General features: G+C 72.6%; 9 protein-coding genes. 4 read left to right on the top strand and 5 right to left on the bottom strand.

Annotated features, from left to right (window positions below):
* Nucleotides 1-2 precede the first annotated feature (2 nt).
* The 3 genes from BLT82_RS06670 to BLT82_RS06660 form a co-directional block, all read right to left on the bottom strand.
* The gene (locus BLT82_RS06670; protein WP_244291861.1) at nt 3-1,328 is read right to left on the bottom strand and encodes an ABC transporter substrate-binding protein; all 1,326 of its coding nucleotides are present in this window, start codon (nt 1,326-1,328) and stop codon (nt 3-5) included.
* A 106-nt stretch (nt 1,329-1,434) separates the two neighbouring features.
* Complete coding sequence (locus BLT82_RS06665; RefSeq protein ID WP_093652901.1) at nt 1,435-3,105, bottom strand: glycoside hydrolase family 13 protein; 1,671 nt, start codon at nt 3,103-3,105, stop codon at nt 1,435-1,437.
* Between the two features lie 224 nt (nt 3,106-3,329).
* The gene (locus BLT82_RS06660) at nt 3,330-4,613 is read right to left on the bottom strand and encodes an ABC transporter substrate-binding protein (protein WP_093652900.1); all 1,284 of its coding nucleotides are present in this window, start codon (nt 4,611-4,613) and stop codon (nt 3,330-3,332) included.
* 178 nt (nt 4,614-4,791) lie between these two features.
* On the opposite strand from BLT82_RS06660, the gene BLT82_RS06655 reads away from it, so the two are divergent.
* The 3 genes from BLT82_RS06655 to BLT82_RS06645 are packed head-to-tail and all read left to right on the top strand — an operon-like array spanning nt 4,792 to nt 8,371.
* Nucleotides 4,792-5,307 (top strand): PadR family transcriptional regulator, encoded by a 516-nt coding sequence (locus tag BLT82_RS06655; RefSeq protein WP_093652899.1) that lies wholly within the window; start codon nt 4,792-4,794, stop codon nt 5,305-5,307.
* Entirely contained in the window at nt 5,304-6,074 is a 771-nt protein-coding gene (locus BLT82_RS06650; protein ID WP_093652898.1) for an ABC transporter ATP-binding protein, read from the top strand. Before BLT82_RS06655 ends, BLT82_RS06650 begins: the two co-directional genes overlap by 4 nt.
* Before the next feature lie 2 nt (nt 6,075-6,076).
* Nucleotides 6,077-8,371, top strand: coding sequence for an ABC transporter permease (locus BLT82_RS06645; RefSeq protein ID WP_093652897.1), 2,295 nt, complete (start codon nt 6,077-6,079; stop codon nt 8,369-8,371).
* Nucleotides 8,372-8,516: 145 nt separating this feature from the next.
* On the opposite strand, the gene clpX is transcribed toward BLT82_RS06645, so the two are convergent.
* Nucleotides 8,517-9,800: an ATP-dependent Clp protease ATP-binding subunit ClpX gene (gene clpX / locus BLT82_RS06640; RefSeq protein ID WP_093652896.1), complete on the bottom strand. Its 1,284-nt coding sequence runs from the start codon at nt 9,798-9,800 to the stop codon at nt 8,517-8,519.
* Between the two features lie 95 nt (nt 9,801-9,895).
* Between clpX and BLT82_RS06635 the strand changes: the two genes are divergently transcribed.
* Entirely contained in the window at nt 9,896-11,059 is a 1,164-nt protein-coding gene (locus BLT82_RS06635) for a TetR/AcrR family transcriptional regulator (protein WP_093652895.1), read from the top strand.
* A gap of 64 nt (nt 11,060-11,123) precedes the next feature.
* On the opposite strand, the gene BLT82_RS06630 is transcribed toward BLT82_RS06635, so the two are convergent.
* Nucleotides 11,124-13,838 carry a SpoIIE family protein phosphatase gene (locus BLT82_RS06630; RefSeq protein WP_093652894.1) on the bottom strand — a complete coding sequence of 905 codons (2,715 nt, stop codon included), beginning with the start codon at nt 13,836-13,838 and terminating at the stop codon, nt 11,124-11,126.
* Between the last annotated feature and the right edge of the window lie 85 nt (nt 13,839-13,923).

Below are 13,923 nucleotides of genomic sequence, written 5' to 3'. Positions count from 1 at the left end.
CGTCAGCCCTTGTACGCCTTGGCCGCGGCGTCCTCGAGACGGGCCGCGGTGGCCTTCGGGTCGGACGGGTCGCGCAGGAAGTCCTGGAGCAGCTTCCACTCGCCCGCGCCCTTGGTGCCGCCGAAGGCCGCGGGTGCCTGGTCGGACATGTCGAAGCGGACGGAGTCCCCTGCGTCGATCAGCGACTTGGCCGTCTCGCGGGTGGTGTCGTCGCCGTAGGAGGCGAGGTCGAGCTTCTTGTTGGGGGAGAGGAAACCGCCCGCCCCGGCCCAGACCGCCGCCGCCTCCGGCGTCGCCAGGTACTCCAGGAACGCCATCGCGGCCTTCTGGTTCTTCCCGTCCTTCAGCACGACCGCGGCGTCACCGCCGCTGACGACGGGCGCCTTGCCGCCGTCGACCGCGGGGAAGGGGAAGAAGGCGGCCTCCTCGCCTATCTTCTTGCCGAACTGGTCCTTGGCGACACCGGCGACGAAGTCGCCCTCGTAGACCATGCCCGCCTCGGGCTCGGGGCCGAAGACCTTCTCGACCGAACCGGGGAAGTCGGTGGCGAGGGCGCCCTTCTGGCCGCCGGCGATGAGCTCCTTGTCGGAGAACAGCTTGCCGAGGGTGGTCAGCGCGTTCACCACGCTGGGGTCGGTCCACTTGAGCTTGTGCGCGGCGAGCTGGTCGTACTTCTCCGGACCGGCCTGGGAGAGGTAGATGTTCTCGAACCAGTCGGTGAGCGTCCAGCCGTCCTCACCGGCCACGGCGAAGGCGGGCAGCCCCGAGTCGGACACGGCCTGACCGGCCTTCAGCATGTCCGCGTACGTGGCCGGAGGCTTGACGCCAGCCTGGTCGAGCGCGTCCGGGCTGTACCAGACGGTCGACTTGTGGGCGGCCTTGAAGTAGAGGCCGTACAGCGAGCCGTCCACGCTGCCGTAGTTCTTCCACACGGGCGCGAAGTTGCCGTCGACGGACTTCTCGGTGGTCTTCGACAGCGGGGTGAGCCAGCCGCTCTTCGCGAACTGCTGGAGCACACCGACCTGCGGGACCATCACCACGTCGGGGGCGTTGCCGCCCTCGATCTTGCTGCCGACGACGGTGGAGACGTTGTCGCCGGTGGAGACGAACTGCGTCTTGGCGCCGGTCTTCTCGGTGAAGGCGTCCAGCACCTTCTGGAAGTTCTTCTGCTCGGCGCCGGACCAGACGCCGGCGACCGTGATCGTCTGGCCGTCGAGGGACTTGTCACCGCCGCCGGCCGGGGCGACGGGGCCGCCGCCGCAGGCGGTCGCGCCGAGGGCGAGGGCCAGGGCGGTGCATCCGGCGAGCATCGTGCGTCGTGGGCTCATGGCGGAACTTCCTTACCGGTCGGGGAAAACGGACGGAGCGTCAAAAGGACGCGGTACACGGGTGGGCGCGGCTCAGGGGCGGTCGCGCGTCACGGGAGGGGCACGGTCAGGGGTTGGTGCCGTCGCTGATCCACCAGGCGGCGGTGGATCCCGGCAGCGCACCGGTCGGGCAGGGGCCGCTGGACAGCAGCGGTGCACCGGAGACGGGGGCGGGCACCGGCGCGGTGCCGAAGTTGACGGCGCACACCAGGCCGTCGCCCCGAACGAAGGCGAGCACGTCGGGGGGCGAGTCGAGCCAGCGCAGGCCGCCCTCGCCGAGCTGCGGCAGTCCGCGGCGCAACTGGAGCCCGTCGCGGTAGAGGTGCCAGAACGAGCGGGTGTCGGCGAGCGCGCGGTCGGTGGCGTGCTCCGCGAACCAGCCCGGCTGCGGCAGCCACGGCTTGGCGCCCTCGGCGCCGGAGGTGAATCCGAACGGCGAGGCGTGCCCGGACCACGGCAGCGGCACCCGGCATCCGTCGCGGATCCGCGCCCGGCTGCCGGTGCGCCGGAAGATCGGGTCGGTGAGCACTTCGTCGGGCAGGTCCACGACCTCCGGCAGACCCAGCTCCTCGCCCTGGTAGATGTAGGCGGCGCCGGGCAGTGCCAGCATCAGCAGCGCGGCCGCGCGGGCGCGTGCCGAGCCGAGCCCGCTGCCCTCGGTACCGGACTCCCCGTACCGGGTCACGGTGCGGACCTGGTCGTGGTTGTTCAGCACCCAGGTGACGGTGGAGCCGGTGCCGGCGATGTCCTGCATCGCCTCGGAGACGACCTTCCGGAACGCCGCGGCGTCCCAGGGCGCGCTCAGCAGGTCGAAGAAGAAGGCCTGGTGCAGTTCGTCGGGACGCACGTACCGGGCGTGCTCGCGCGCGGTCGGTACGGAGACCTCGCCCACCAGCAGGCGCTCCCGGCCGTCGAGGGCCGTGTACTCCTCGCACACCGACCGCCACCGGCGCCACACGTCGTGCACCTCGGGTTGGTTCCAGGCGAGCGGGTTGACGGAGTCGCGGGTGCGGGCGTCGGCCTCCGGGTCGGGGGAGTCGGGCAGCTCCGGGTGCTTGAAGAGGCCGGCGGCGACGTCGATGCGGAAGCCGTCGACGCCCCGGTCCAGCCAGAAGCGCAGGACCTGCTCGAAGTGCGCGGCGGTCTCGGGGTTGCGCCAGTTCAGATCGGGCTGCTCGGGCGTGAACATGTGCAGGTACCACTGGCCGGGGCTGCCGTCCGCCTCGGTCACCCGGCTCCAGGCGGGTCCGCCGAACATCGCATGCCAGTTGTTGGGCGGCACGTCACCGCCGGGGCCGCGGCCCTCGGCGAAGTGGAACCGGGCGCGGGCCGCGCTGCCCGGTGCGGCGGCGAGGGCCTCGCGGAACCACGCGTGCTCGCTGGAGCAGTGGTTGGGGACGATGTCGAGCAGCACCTTCATGTCGAGCCGCTGCGCTGCGGCGATCAGCAACTCGAACTCGGCCAGGTCGCCGTAGACCGGGTCCACGTCGCAGTAGTCGGCGACGTCGTAGCCGTGGTCGTGCTGCGGCGAGGGGTAGAAGGGGCTCAGCCATATGCCGTCGACGCCGAGCTTCTTCAGGTACGGCAGTCCGGTCCGCACCCCGGCGAGATCGCCGATCCCGTCGCCCGTGCTGTCCAGGAAGCTGCGTACGTACACCTGGTAGATCACCGCGTCGCGCCACCAGTGGTGCGAGGGGCGGTGCGAGAGGCCGTGGCCGGCCGTGGCTGTGAGCGTCACCCGTTGACCTGTTTCTGCGTGAAGGGGTGCCCGCGACCATGAGGTCAGCGGTTATGCATGCATGTTAAGTAGGCGTGTCGAGGAGGTGTCAACGGTTGTGCAGGAATGCCAAGGGAGTTGGGCCTTATCTCCTGAAATGTCCCCAAGGCTTGAGCCCAGGACGATGTGATCCTGTTACCTAACAGGTAGGTAAGTGGGATGGGAGTGGACGAGGAACCGGGCGCTCAGCCCCGGCGGGCGACCGCCGCGAGCTCCCGGGAGAGCCTGCGCACGGCCTCGCCCGGGTTCTGGTGCTGCGCCATCGCGTCGTGCACGACGGCCTGCACGGCCAGGCTCACCTGCTCGTACCGCGCGCTCTTGGGCCGCGGCGCCGCCGACAGCACACTGGCCCGCAGGGCGGGCAGGTAGGGGAACCGCCGGATCAGCCCGGGGTCCTGGTAGAGGTCCGCCCGTACGGGCGGCAGAGCGCCCTCCGTCAGCACCTTGCGCTGCACGGGGGCGCTGGTCAGGTACGCGATGAGGTCGCTCGCCGACTCCGGATGCCGGGCGCGGGCGCTGACCGCGAGATTCGACCCGCCCAGCACGCTGGTCCCCGGCCCGTCGGGCCCGGGGAGCGGCACGGCGCCGAACTTCCCCGCCACCCGCGAGTCCTTGCCCGAGGCACCGGCGTACGCGTAGGGCCAGTTGCGCAGGAAGAGCAGCCGGCCGTCCTGGAAGGCCTGCCGGGACTCCTCCTCCTTGTAGGTCAGTGCCTCCCGCGGGATCCAGCCGTCGCGCACCCCGCGGGCGAGGAAGCCCAGACCGGTGCGGGCCGCCGGGGAGTCCACGGTGACCCGGCCGTCGTCGCCGAGGATCGTGCCCCCGGCCGAGTACACCGCCTCCGTCGCGTTGACCGTGAGGCCCTCGTACGGCAGGAACTGCCCGGCGTAGCCGCCGAGACCGTGCCGCGGGGCGAGGGTCCGTGCCTGGCGCTCCAGCTCCGCCCAGGTGCGCGGAGGGGTCTCGCCCGCACGGTCGAGGACGTCCTTGCGGTAGTAGAGCATCCCGGCATTCGTGACATACGGGACGGCGTACAGCTCTCCGTCGTACGTCGCCGTGTCGAGCACCGGCGGCAGGAAGCTGCCGAGCGGGAAGCGGCCGGCCTCCAGCGGCGCTATCCAGCCCGCCGCGGCGAATTCCGAGGTCCACGCCACGTCCATGTTGAGGATGTCGTACCGGCCGTCGCCGGAGCGCAGCCCCGTGGTCAGCTGCGCCCGGGTCTCGTCCGCGGAGTCCGGCAGCTCGACCAGAGTGACCTTCTCGTCCGGGTGGGAGCGGTTCCAGCCCTCCAGCAGCGGACCGAGATAGCCGGTGAGATCGCCGGCGGTGGCCAGCGTCATCGGGCCGCGGCCGTCGCCCTGCGCGGCGCCGGCGGAGTCCGTTCCGGCCCCGGTGCCCGCCGAGACGTACCCCGTGAGCACCACCGCCGCGATCAAGAGCCCCCTACCGGCGGCACGTATCCACCGCATAGGTTCCTCCTGGTGCACCGGCGTGGGCTTCTTCGACCGCATCCAGGGCATGTATACCCGTTAGGCATGGGCGATACTAGGGCCGGTACCGGATGACGCGAGCGATCCGGACCACACCGGACACGGTAACGGACCGCGCTCGGCCGGCCGGCGGACAACAGGGAGGAGGGGAGCACGCGTGCGTCTGCCCCTCCTCGCTCTTCTCTCCCGGGGGCCCGCCCACGGCTACGAGCTCAAGCAGGACCTTGAGCAACTGCTGGGCTCCGCGTACCCTCAGCCGAACGTCGGCCAGATCTACGTGACGCTCGGGCGCCTGGAGAAGTCGGGGCTGATCGAGGGCGAGGAAGTCGCCCAGTCGAGCCGGCCCAACAAGAAGATCTACCGCCTCACCGACGCCGGGACGGAGGCGCTGCGCGCCTGGTTCGAGGACACCGCGGACGAGCCGCGGGTACGGGACGACTTCTTCATGAAGCTCGCCCTCGCCCCGAGGACCGGACTCGCCGACCAGATCGCCCTCATCAACAAACAGCGACGCGAGTACCTCAACACCATGCGCAACCTGTCGAAGCTGTCCGCGACCGAGGACCGGGACAACCGCATCGCCCATCTTCTGATCGAGGGAGCCATGCTGCACCTGCAGGCCGATCTCGACTGGCTGGAGCGCTGCCAGGAGGAGCTGGAGGGGCTGGAATGAGCCACGCCGCCGACCCGGACGACAACGGCCGGATCCCGCTCCTGCGCGCAGAGGGGCTCGTGAAGACCCACCACGGCGAAGGCGCCCCCGCCCATGCCGTGCGCGGGGTGGACCTCTCCGTGCGCCGCGGGGAGTTCGTCGCCGTCAGCGGCCCCTCCGGGGCGGGCAAGTCGACCCTGCTGCATCTGCTCGGCGGACTGCAGCGGCCGGACGGCGGAAGCATCTGGCTCGACGGCGAGTGCACCGACTCCTACAGCGAGGCCCGGTGGGCGAACGAGCGGCGACGCCGGATCGGCATCGTGTTCCAGTTCTTCAACCTCGTGTCCAACCTCACGGTCGCCGACAACGTCGAACTGCCGGCCCTGCTGGCCGGGACCGGCCCCCGCCAGGCACGGGCCGAGCGCGAGAAGCTGCTGGCCGAGCTCGGACTGGAGGGCAAGGCCCGGAGCATGCCGGGCGAACTGTCCGGCGGCGAGCAGCAGCGCGTCGCGCTGGCCCGCGCGCTCGTCAACCACCCCCGGCTGCTGCTGGCCGACGAACCCGCCGGCAGCCTCGACAGCAAGGGCACCCGCGAGGTCATGCGACTGCTGTCCCGCTTCCACCAGCGCGGCCAGACCATCCTGCTCGTCACCCATGACGCGCGGCTCGCCAGCGCCGCCGACCGCGTCATCAGCTTCTTCGACGGCCGCATAGCCGACGACGCCGAGCTGGGCGGCACCACCGCCCGGGGCACCGGACTGTCCGGCGTCCTCGAGCTGAAGGACTGACCGTGCGGGCCACGCTGCGCTGGGCGCACGCCGACCTGCGCACCCACCGGGGCGAGGCGCTGTTCATCGTGTCCGCCACCGCGGGCATCGTCGCGGCGCTGCTGCTCGCGGCCGCGCTCTTCGGCTACGCCACCAACCCCTGGCAGCGGGTGTTCGCCCAGTCCCACGGCGCCCACGTCTGGATCCACACCGGGCCGGCCGCCGACCCCGGCAGGCTGGCGGACCTCGACGGCGTCGAGGCCGTGTCCGGCCCGTTCCGCACGTCAGCGGCGACCGTCGCCTCGCGCGGAGCCCGGGCGTCCGTCGAACTCCGCGGTGCGGGAGCCGAGCCGCCCGCCACCGGCCGCCCCCTGCTCACCTCCGGCCGCTGGCTCACTCCCGCGACGCCCGACGGCGTCGTCCTGGAGAGCAGCCTGGCCCGCGCCCTCGTCGCCGGCCCCGGCGACAGCCTCACCGTTCCCGCCACCGGCCGGACCCTGACCGTCGTCGGTGTCGCGGACAGCGCCGAACCGCGCTACCGGCCCGGCGAACGCTCCGGCACCGTCTGGGCCCTGCCCGACCGGGTGCGCGACACGGGCGACAGACCCGGCCATGTCGTCGGTCTGCTGCTGGCCGACCCCGGCGACACCGACTACGCCGTCCAGCGCGCCGTCACCGTGCTCGGCGCCGGGGCGGTCACCGACGTCTCCAGCTGGCAGCAGGCCCGGTCCGAGGCCCAGGGCGACACCCGGCTCCTCGGCCAGGTCCTCGGGCTGTTCGGACTGGGCGCGCTGCTCGCCGCAGCGCTCGCCGTCTTCGGCGCGATCAGCACCCGGGTACGCGGGCACCTCAGGGACATCTCCGTCCTCAAGGCCATCGGCTTCACCCCGGGGCAGGTGGTGCGCGTCTTCCTGGTCCAGCATCTGGCCTTCGCCGTACTCGGCGCGCTGGTCGCCACGGTGCTCATCGAGACCCTGGGCAGCGCCGTACCCGGGCGGCTCGGCGAGGCGGTGGGCGTCTGGCAGGGGCTCCCGGGGCACACGGCCGCCCTGCTCGCCGTCCCCGTCGCCGCGGTGCTGTTCATCGGTGCCACCACATGCCTGGCCGCCTGGCGGGCCGGCCGGGTGCCCCCGGTGCCGGTGCTCCCGACCGGGAAGGCACCGGGCGGCCGGCTGTCCGGACCGGCCAGAAGGGCCCTCGGGCTCGGGCTGCCCCCGGGCCTCGTCCTCGGCTGGCACCGGGCCTTCGCCCGCGGCCCGCAGACCCCCGCCACCATCGTCCGGCTGGCCCTGCCACTACTGCTGATCACCGTGGCGCTGAGCGCGTGGACCACCATCGCGCGCTTCGACAGCAAGCCGGCGGAACTGGGACTGCCCTCGGCCCTGACGGCCCGTGCGGACAGCGGCCTCGCCGACCGGGAGGCCGCGGCGCTGCTCGACGGCCACCCGCAGGTCGTGGCCGCCCACCCCGGCGTCGAGGTCGCGGCGCTGGTCCCCGGCCAGACCGGCACCATCGCGCTGCGCGGCCTCGGGACCCGCGAGCGGCCGTACCCGTTCACGGTGGCCGAGGGGCGGGCGGCCGCCGGGCCCGACGAGGCGGTGGCCGGGCAGGGCCTGCTGGATCTGCTGGGTGTGGAGATCGGCGACTGGGTGCGGATGACCGTCGGCGGTCACCCGCAGGTGCTCCACATCGTGGGCCGCAGCATCGAACCGGAGAACGGCGGCCGGACCATCTCCACCTCGCTCGACACCCTGCGCGAGAACGACCCGGCCCTGCGCGCGACGCTCTACCAGCTCCAGCTGCGGGCGGGCGCCGATCCGGCCGCGGTCCGCGCCGAACTGACCGAGGCGTCGCAGGGGAGGCTCGACATCCACGAGGTCACCAGCCCGGCCGACCGGCTCTCGACGATGCGGGGCGTCGTCGCCGGGCTCATCGCCGTGCTCGCCCTGATCGGGCTCACGGAACTCTCCACCGCGATCGGCGGGAGCGTCCGGGACGGCGAGCGCAATCTGCTCGCCCTGAAGGCCATCGGGCTGTCCCCCCGGCAGATCACCGCGGTCACCGTGACCGCCGTCGGCTGCACCGCGCTGGCCGCAGCGGTGGTGGGAGCGGGTCTCGGGGTGCCCCTCGCCCACTGGCTCATCGACGCCGAGGGCCGCTCCAGCGGCATCGGCGCGGGCATCGCCCAGGTGCCGTCCCCGCTCCACCTGCTGCTGCTCGCCACCGCCGCGGTCCTCGGCGCGATCGCGCTCGCGGCGCTGCCCGCGGCCCGGGCCGCGCGCCGCCGGCTGGTGGACACCCTCAGCGCGGTGGCCTGACCCCCGGCCGCCCACAGGACCCCCGGACCTCCCCGGGCACCGGCTCCTGTGCGCGGCTGGTGGACACCCTCAGCGCGGTGGCCTGACCCCCGGCCGCCCACAGGACCCCCGGACCTCCCCGGGGTGCTTTTTTGTACGTACGGGCCTACCGCGCCTCCCATGCCGGCTGCGGCCCGGGCTCCTCGGGAGGCGGCTGCCGCGTCACCACCAGGGGAGGGACGTCCTCGCGGACCGTGCGCTCGCCGATGACCACCTTCGCCACGTCCTCGCGGCTCGGGATCTCGTACATGACCGGCCTCAGGACATGCTCCATGATTCCCCGCAGACCCCGGGCCCCGGTGCCGCGCAGCATGGACCTCTCCACGATGGCCTCGAGCGCCGCCTCGCTGAACTCCAGCTCCACGTTGTCCATCTCGAACAGCCGCTGGTACTGCTTGACCAGGGCGTTCCGCGGTTCGGTGAGGGTCCGGAGCAGTGCTGCCCCGTCCAGGCTCGACACCCGGGCGATCACGGGGAGCCGGCCGATGAACTCCGGGATGAGTCCGAACCGGATCAGATCGGCGGGCATCACCCGGGCGAACACGTCCCCGTCGTCACCGTCCTCCCCGGAAGCCACCTCGGCCGCGAAACCGAGGCCCCGCTTCCCCGTCCGGTCGTCGATGATCGTCTCCAGCCCCGCGAACGCCCCGGCGACGATGAACAGCACGTTCGCCGTGTCGATCTGGATGTACTCCTGGTGCGGATGCTTGCGGCCGCCCTGCGGCGGCACCGACGCGGTGGTGCCCTCCAGGATCTTCAGGAGGGCCTGCTGCACGCCCTCCCCCGAGACGTCGCGGGTGATCGACAGGTTCTCCCCCTTCCGCGCGATCTTGTCGATCTCGTCGATGTAGACGATGCCGGTCTCGGCGCGCTGCACGTCGTAGTCGGCCGCCTGGAGCAGCTTCAGCAGGATGTTCTCCACGTCCTCGCCGACGTACCCGGCCTCGGTGAGGGCGGTGGCGTCGGCGATGGCGAACGGGACGTTCAGCAACCGGGCGAGGGTCTGCGCCAGATACGTCTTGCCGCAGCCGGTGGGGCCCAGCAGCAGGATGTTGGACTTGGCCACCTCGACGGGCTCGTCCTCGTCCTGCCTGCCGCGGACCCGCTTGTAGTGGTTGTAGACGGCCACCGCCAGGGACCGCTTGGCCGACTCCTGGCCGATTACGTAGTCGTCGAGGAACCGGTGGATCTCGGCCGGCTTGGGCAGCTCCGTCAGCGGTGTGGCGGTGAAGTCGGCGAGCTCCTCCTCGATCAGCTCGTTGCACAACTCGACGCACTCGTCGCAGATGTGCACCCCGGCCGGGCCGGCGATGAGCCGCTTCACCTGCTTCTGGCTCTTCCCGCAGAACGAACACTTCAGCGGATGCCCGTCCTCACCGATGCGTGCCATGAACGTGCCCAGCCCCCTCCGGATGGTCTCGTCATCCAGATGTTACTGTCATTCGAGCCGGGAGAGGCGGCGGCGCACGCACGACGAGGAGAACGATGGCTCGGCTCACCAGGGCTCAGACGCAGGAGCGGACCCGTGCCGGCGTGCTGGCCGCGGCGCGGGACGAGTTCGCCGAGCACGGTTTTCGGGCGGCCAGGATCGACGCCATCGCCGAGCGGGCCGGCCTCACCCGCGGCGCCGTGTACTCCAACTTCCCCGGCAAGCGTGCCCTCTACTTCTCCGTACTCGCCGAACTGGCCGAGCACGCTCCGGGGCGGACCGGGCCGGCACCCCGGCAGGGCCGCACCCCGGCCGAGGCCCTCGGCGCGCTCGCCCGGGCCTGGGTCACCCGCCCGACGTCGGCCGTGACGGACTCGGGAGCGGGTGACGGCACGGGGTTCGGGGACTCCGAACGGGCACGGCCGCGAGCGGTCGGGCCCGGAGCCGACCTGATACCGGAGCTCGCGGCAGACGAGGGGCTGCGCCGGCCCTACCGCCAGCTCCTCGAACTGAACGCACTGCTCGTCGCACTGGCGCTGGAGGCCATGCGACCGCCCGCGCCGAGCCCGGGTTCTCCGCAGCGCCGCTCGGTGCGACTCGCCAAGACCGTCCTCACCACCCTGTACGGCGCGAGCCGCACGGCCGCCGCCGCGCCCGGCTTCATCGAGCCGTTCGACGTCGTCAGCGCCTGCGAGCAGCTGGCCGGACTGGAGCTGAGCGACTGGTGGGCCCCACCCACCGGGATCCGTCCCGCGTTCCGGGCCGACGAGCCGTGGGAGCCGCCCGCGGCGGCCGAACTCGTACGCGGCGGGCCCGTGCCCCTCGCCTCGGACGGCGTGGTGGCCTTCCTCGGCATGCACCGGCTCTCCGCCGTCGAGGAGGCCGTGCGGGCCGCCCCGCCCGGCACGGCGATCACCGTCGTCGCCGTCACCGGGGAACCGGACGAACTCGTGCCCTTGGCACGCCTCGTCGTGGGGGAACTCGGCCGGTGTCTGCGCGAGGCCTTTCCTCGGGAGGCGTGGCCGGGACTCCGGGTCGTGTGCGACGGCACGGGGGCGGTCGCCGCCGCGGCGGGGATCACCGGTTGCGACGACACCACGGAGGCAGCCGTCCGTGTCGGCGGAGGCCGCATCCTGTACCGGGCGGCGGGTCCGGGCGCCTGTCACACCGTCGCGTCCGCCCCCGCCGCGCACTCACGGCACACCCCCGCCGGGGGCTGACCGCCGGCATCGAAGGTCCCGCCCGCCGTACGGGGCGGCGGGGCGCCGTGCCGCCCGAGGGTCCTCAGAGCAGCTCGGAGTCGAACAGCCGCAACAGCGCCTCCCCGTCCGACTCCGTGTCCGGTGTGTCGCCCGGCAACGGCTGCTCGGCCCAGATGATCTTGCCTTCGGACGTGTACCGCGTGCCCCAGCGCTCGGAAAGCTGGGCCACCAGGAACAGCCCGCGGCCGCCCTCGTCCGTCGTCGCGGCATAGCGAAGGTGCGGCGAGGTGCTGCTGCCGTCGGCGACCTCGCAGGTCAGGCCCTGGTCGTACAGCAGCCGTACCCGGATGGGCTGGGTGCCGTAGCGGATCGCGTTGGTGAGCAGCTCGCTGAGGATCAGCTCCGTGCCGAACGCCATCTCCTCCAGCCCCCACTCCGCCAGCTTCGCGACGGCGGCGGCGCGCATCCCGGCGACCGCGCTGGGATCCGACGGCACGTCCCACTCGGCGACGCGGTCCGGGCCGAGGGCGCGGGTACGGGCGATGAGCAGCGCCACGTCGTCCTTCGGGCGGGCCGGCAGCAGCGCCTCCAGCACGCCCTGGCACGTCTGTTCCGGTGTGCCGTCGGTGCGCGCGAGGGCACGGCGCAGCAGCTCGATGCCGACGTCGATGTCGCGGCTGCGGTCCTCGATGAGCCCGTCCGTGTAGAAGACGAGCCGGGTGCCCTCCGGGATCTCGAGGACCGCGCTCTCGAACGGCATCCCGCCGAGCCCGAGCGGCGGCCCCGCCGGGAGCTCGGGGAACTCGACGCTGCCGTCGGGGCGGACCAGCGCCGGCAGGGGATGCCCGGCCCGGGCCATGGTGCACTGCCGCGAGACCGGGTCGTAGATCGCGTAGAGGCAGGTGGCGCCGGTCATCGCCGGGCCGTCGGGACTGCCGCCGGGGCCCATCTCGTCCTGGTCGATGCGGCCGACCAGATCGTCGAGATGGCCGAGGAGCTCGTCGGGTGGCAGATCGAGCGTGGAGAAGTTGTGCACCGCGGTGCGCAGCCGTCCCATCGTCGCCGCCGCGTGCAGCCCGTGGCCCACCACGTCGCCCACGACCAGGGCCACCCGGCTGCCCGGCAGCGGGATCACGTCGAACCAGTCGCCGCCCACCCCGGACTGGGCCGGCAGATAGCGGTGCGCCACCTCGACGGCGCTGTGCTGCGGCAGTGCCCGCGGCAGGAGGCTTCGCTGGAGCGTCACGGCCAGGGCGTGCTCCCGCGTGTACCTGCGGGCGTTGTCCACGGACACCGCGGCGCGGGCGACCAGCTCCTCGGCGAGGGAGAGGTCGTCGTCCTCGAAGGGGCCGGGCTTCTCCGACCGCCAGAAGTTGGCGACCCCCAGGACGACCCCGCGCGCCTGCAGCGGCACGGTGATGAGGGAGTGGATTCCGTACTCGACGATCGCCTTGGTCCGCTCGGGGTCCTGCGCGCGCCAGCCCAGCGCCCGGGACAGGTCCGGCACCACCTCGGCCCGGCCGGTGCCCATCCCGCGGGCCTGCGGAGTGGAGGGCAGGAACGCGATCAGTCGGCCGCGTTCGTAGAGCGGGTGGTCGTCACGGATCCCGCTGACGGCCGTGCGGCGCATGTCGCCCGCGGAGCCGTTCGGCTCCTCCCCGTTGAGCACGGGGTCCGCGAGGTCGACGGTGACGTAGTCCGCGAAGGAGGGGACCGCGACCTCGGCCAGCTCCTCGGCCGTCCGTGCCACATCCAGCGTCGTGCCGATCCCCACGCCGGCGTCGTACAGCAGCTGGAGGCGCTTGCGCGCCACCTCGGCCCGGCCCGTCAGCGCCTGCAGTTCCGTCGAGTCGCGGATCGTCGCCACGGTGCCCAGCGGACCGCCGGGGCCGTCGGTGGAGCGCTGGTTGACCACCAGCAGCCGGTCTCCGGCCGTCAGCACCTCGTCCGTGGCCGCCGAGCCAGAGGCCAGCAGCTCGGCCGTCGAGGGTTCGAGGCCGGCCAGACCGCGGACGGGCCGCCCCTCGGAGTCGGGGCCGAGCCCCAGCAGCCGGCGGGCTTCGTCATTGGCCAGCAGAAGCGTTCCGTCACCGCCGACGATCACGACGCCTTCCCGTACCGCGTGGAGGACGGCGTCGTGATGCTCGTACATACGGGTCATCTCGGCCGGGCCGAGTCCGTGGGTCTGGCGTTTCAGACGCCGGGTGGCCAGGGCCGTCCCCGCGGTGGCCAGGGCGAGGCCCGCGGCTCCCGTGCCGAGGATGACCGGCAGCTGCCGGTTCACCGCGCCCGTGACGTTGTGGACGGTCAGACCGGCCGAGACGAGGGCCTTGACCTCGCCGTCGGGGCCGGTGACCGGGACGACCGCCTGGACCTCCTTGCCCAGGGGGCCGTTCACGCTCTCGAGCAGGACCTCGCCGCGCAGGGACGGCTCGATGGTGCCGACGAACCGTTGCCCGATCCGCTCGGGCTGGGGATGGGTGTAGCGGATCCCGTTGGTGTCCATGACGACGATGAAGTCGACACCGGCGCGCTTCCGCGCCTCCTCGGTGATCGGCTGGAGGATGCGGGACGGGTCGGGGGCGTCCAGGGCGGCGAGCAGACCGGGGGAGTGGGCAAACGATTCGGCGACCGCCACCGAACGGTTTCGGGCCTCACGGTCGGTGTCGTGCCGGGTCTGCAGAACCAGGGCGAGGATCGTGCCGAGAACGAGCAGGACCACGACCGCCACCTGGAGGATGAATACCTGCCCGGCGACGCTCCTGGGGCGTTTGCCGATCAGTGGCCGAACCGACACGCCCCGCAATCGGTCGAAGCGCCTGATCACGCTGTCCTTTCTAGCACCGCTTGGCCCCATCGGGCCATACACGTCCGGCAACGTT

The sequence above is a fragment of the Streptomyces wuyuanensis genome (genome assembly GCF_900103455.1).
GTDB lineage: Bacteria > Actinomycetota > Actinomycetes > Streptomycetales > Streptomycetaceae > Streptomyces > Streptomyces wuyuanensis.
Note: the sequence above shows the minus strand (reverse complement) of the source record. Positions and strands in the feature narration are given on the sequence as shown.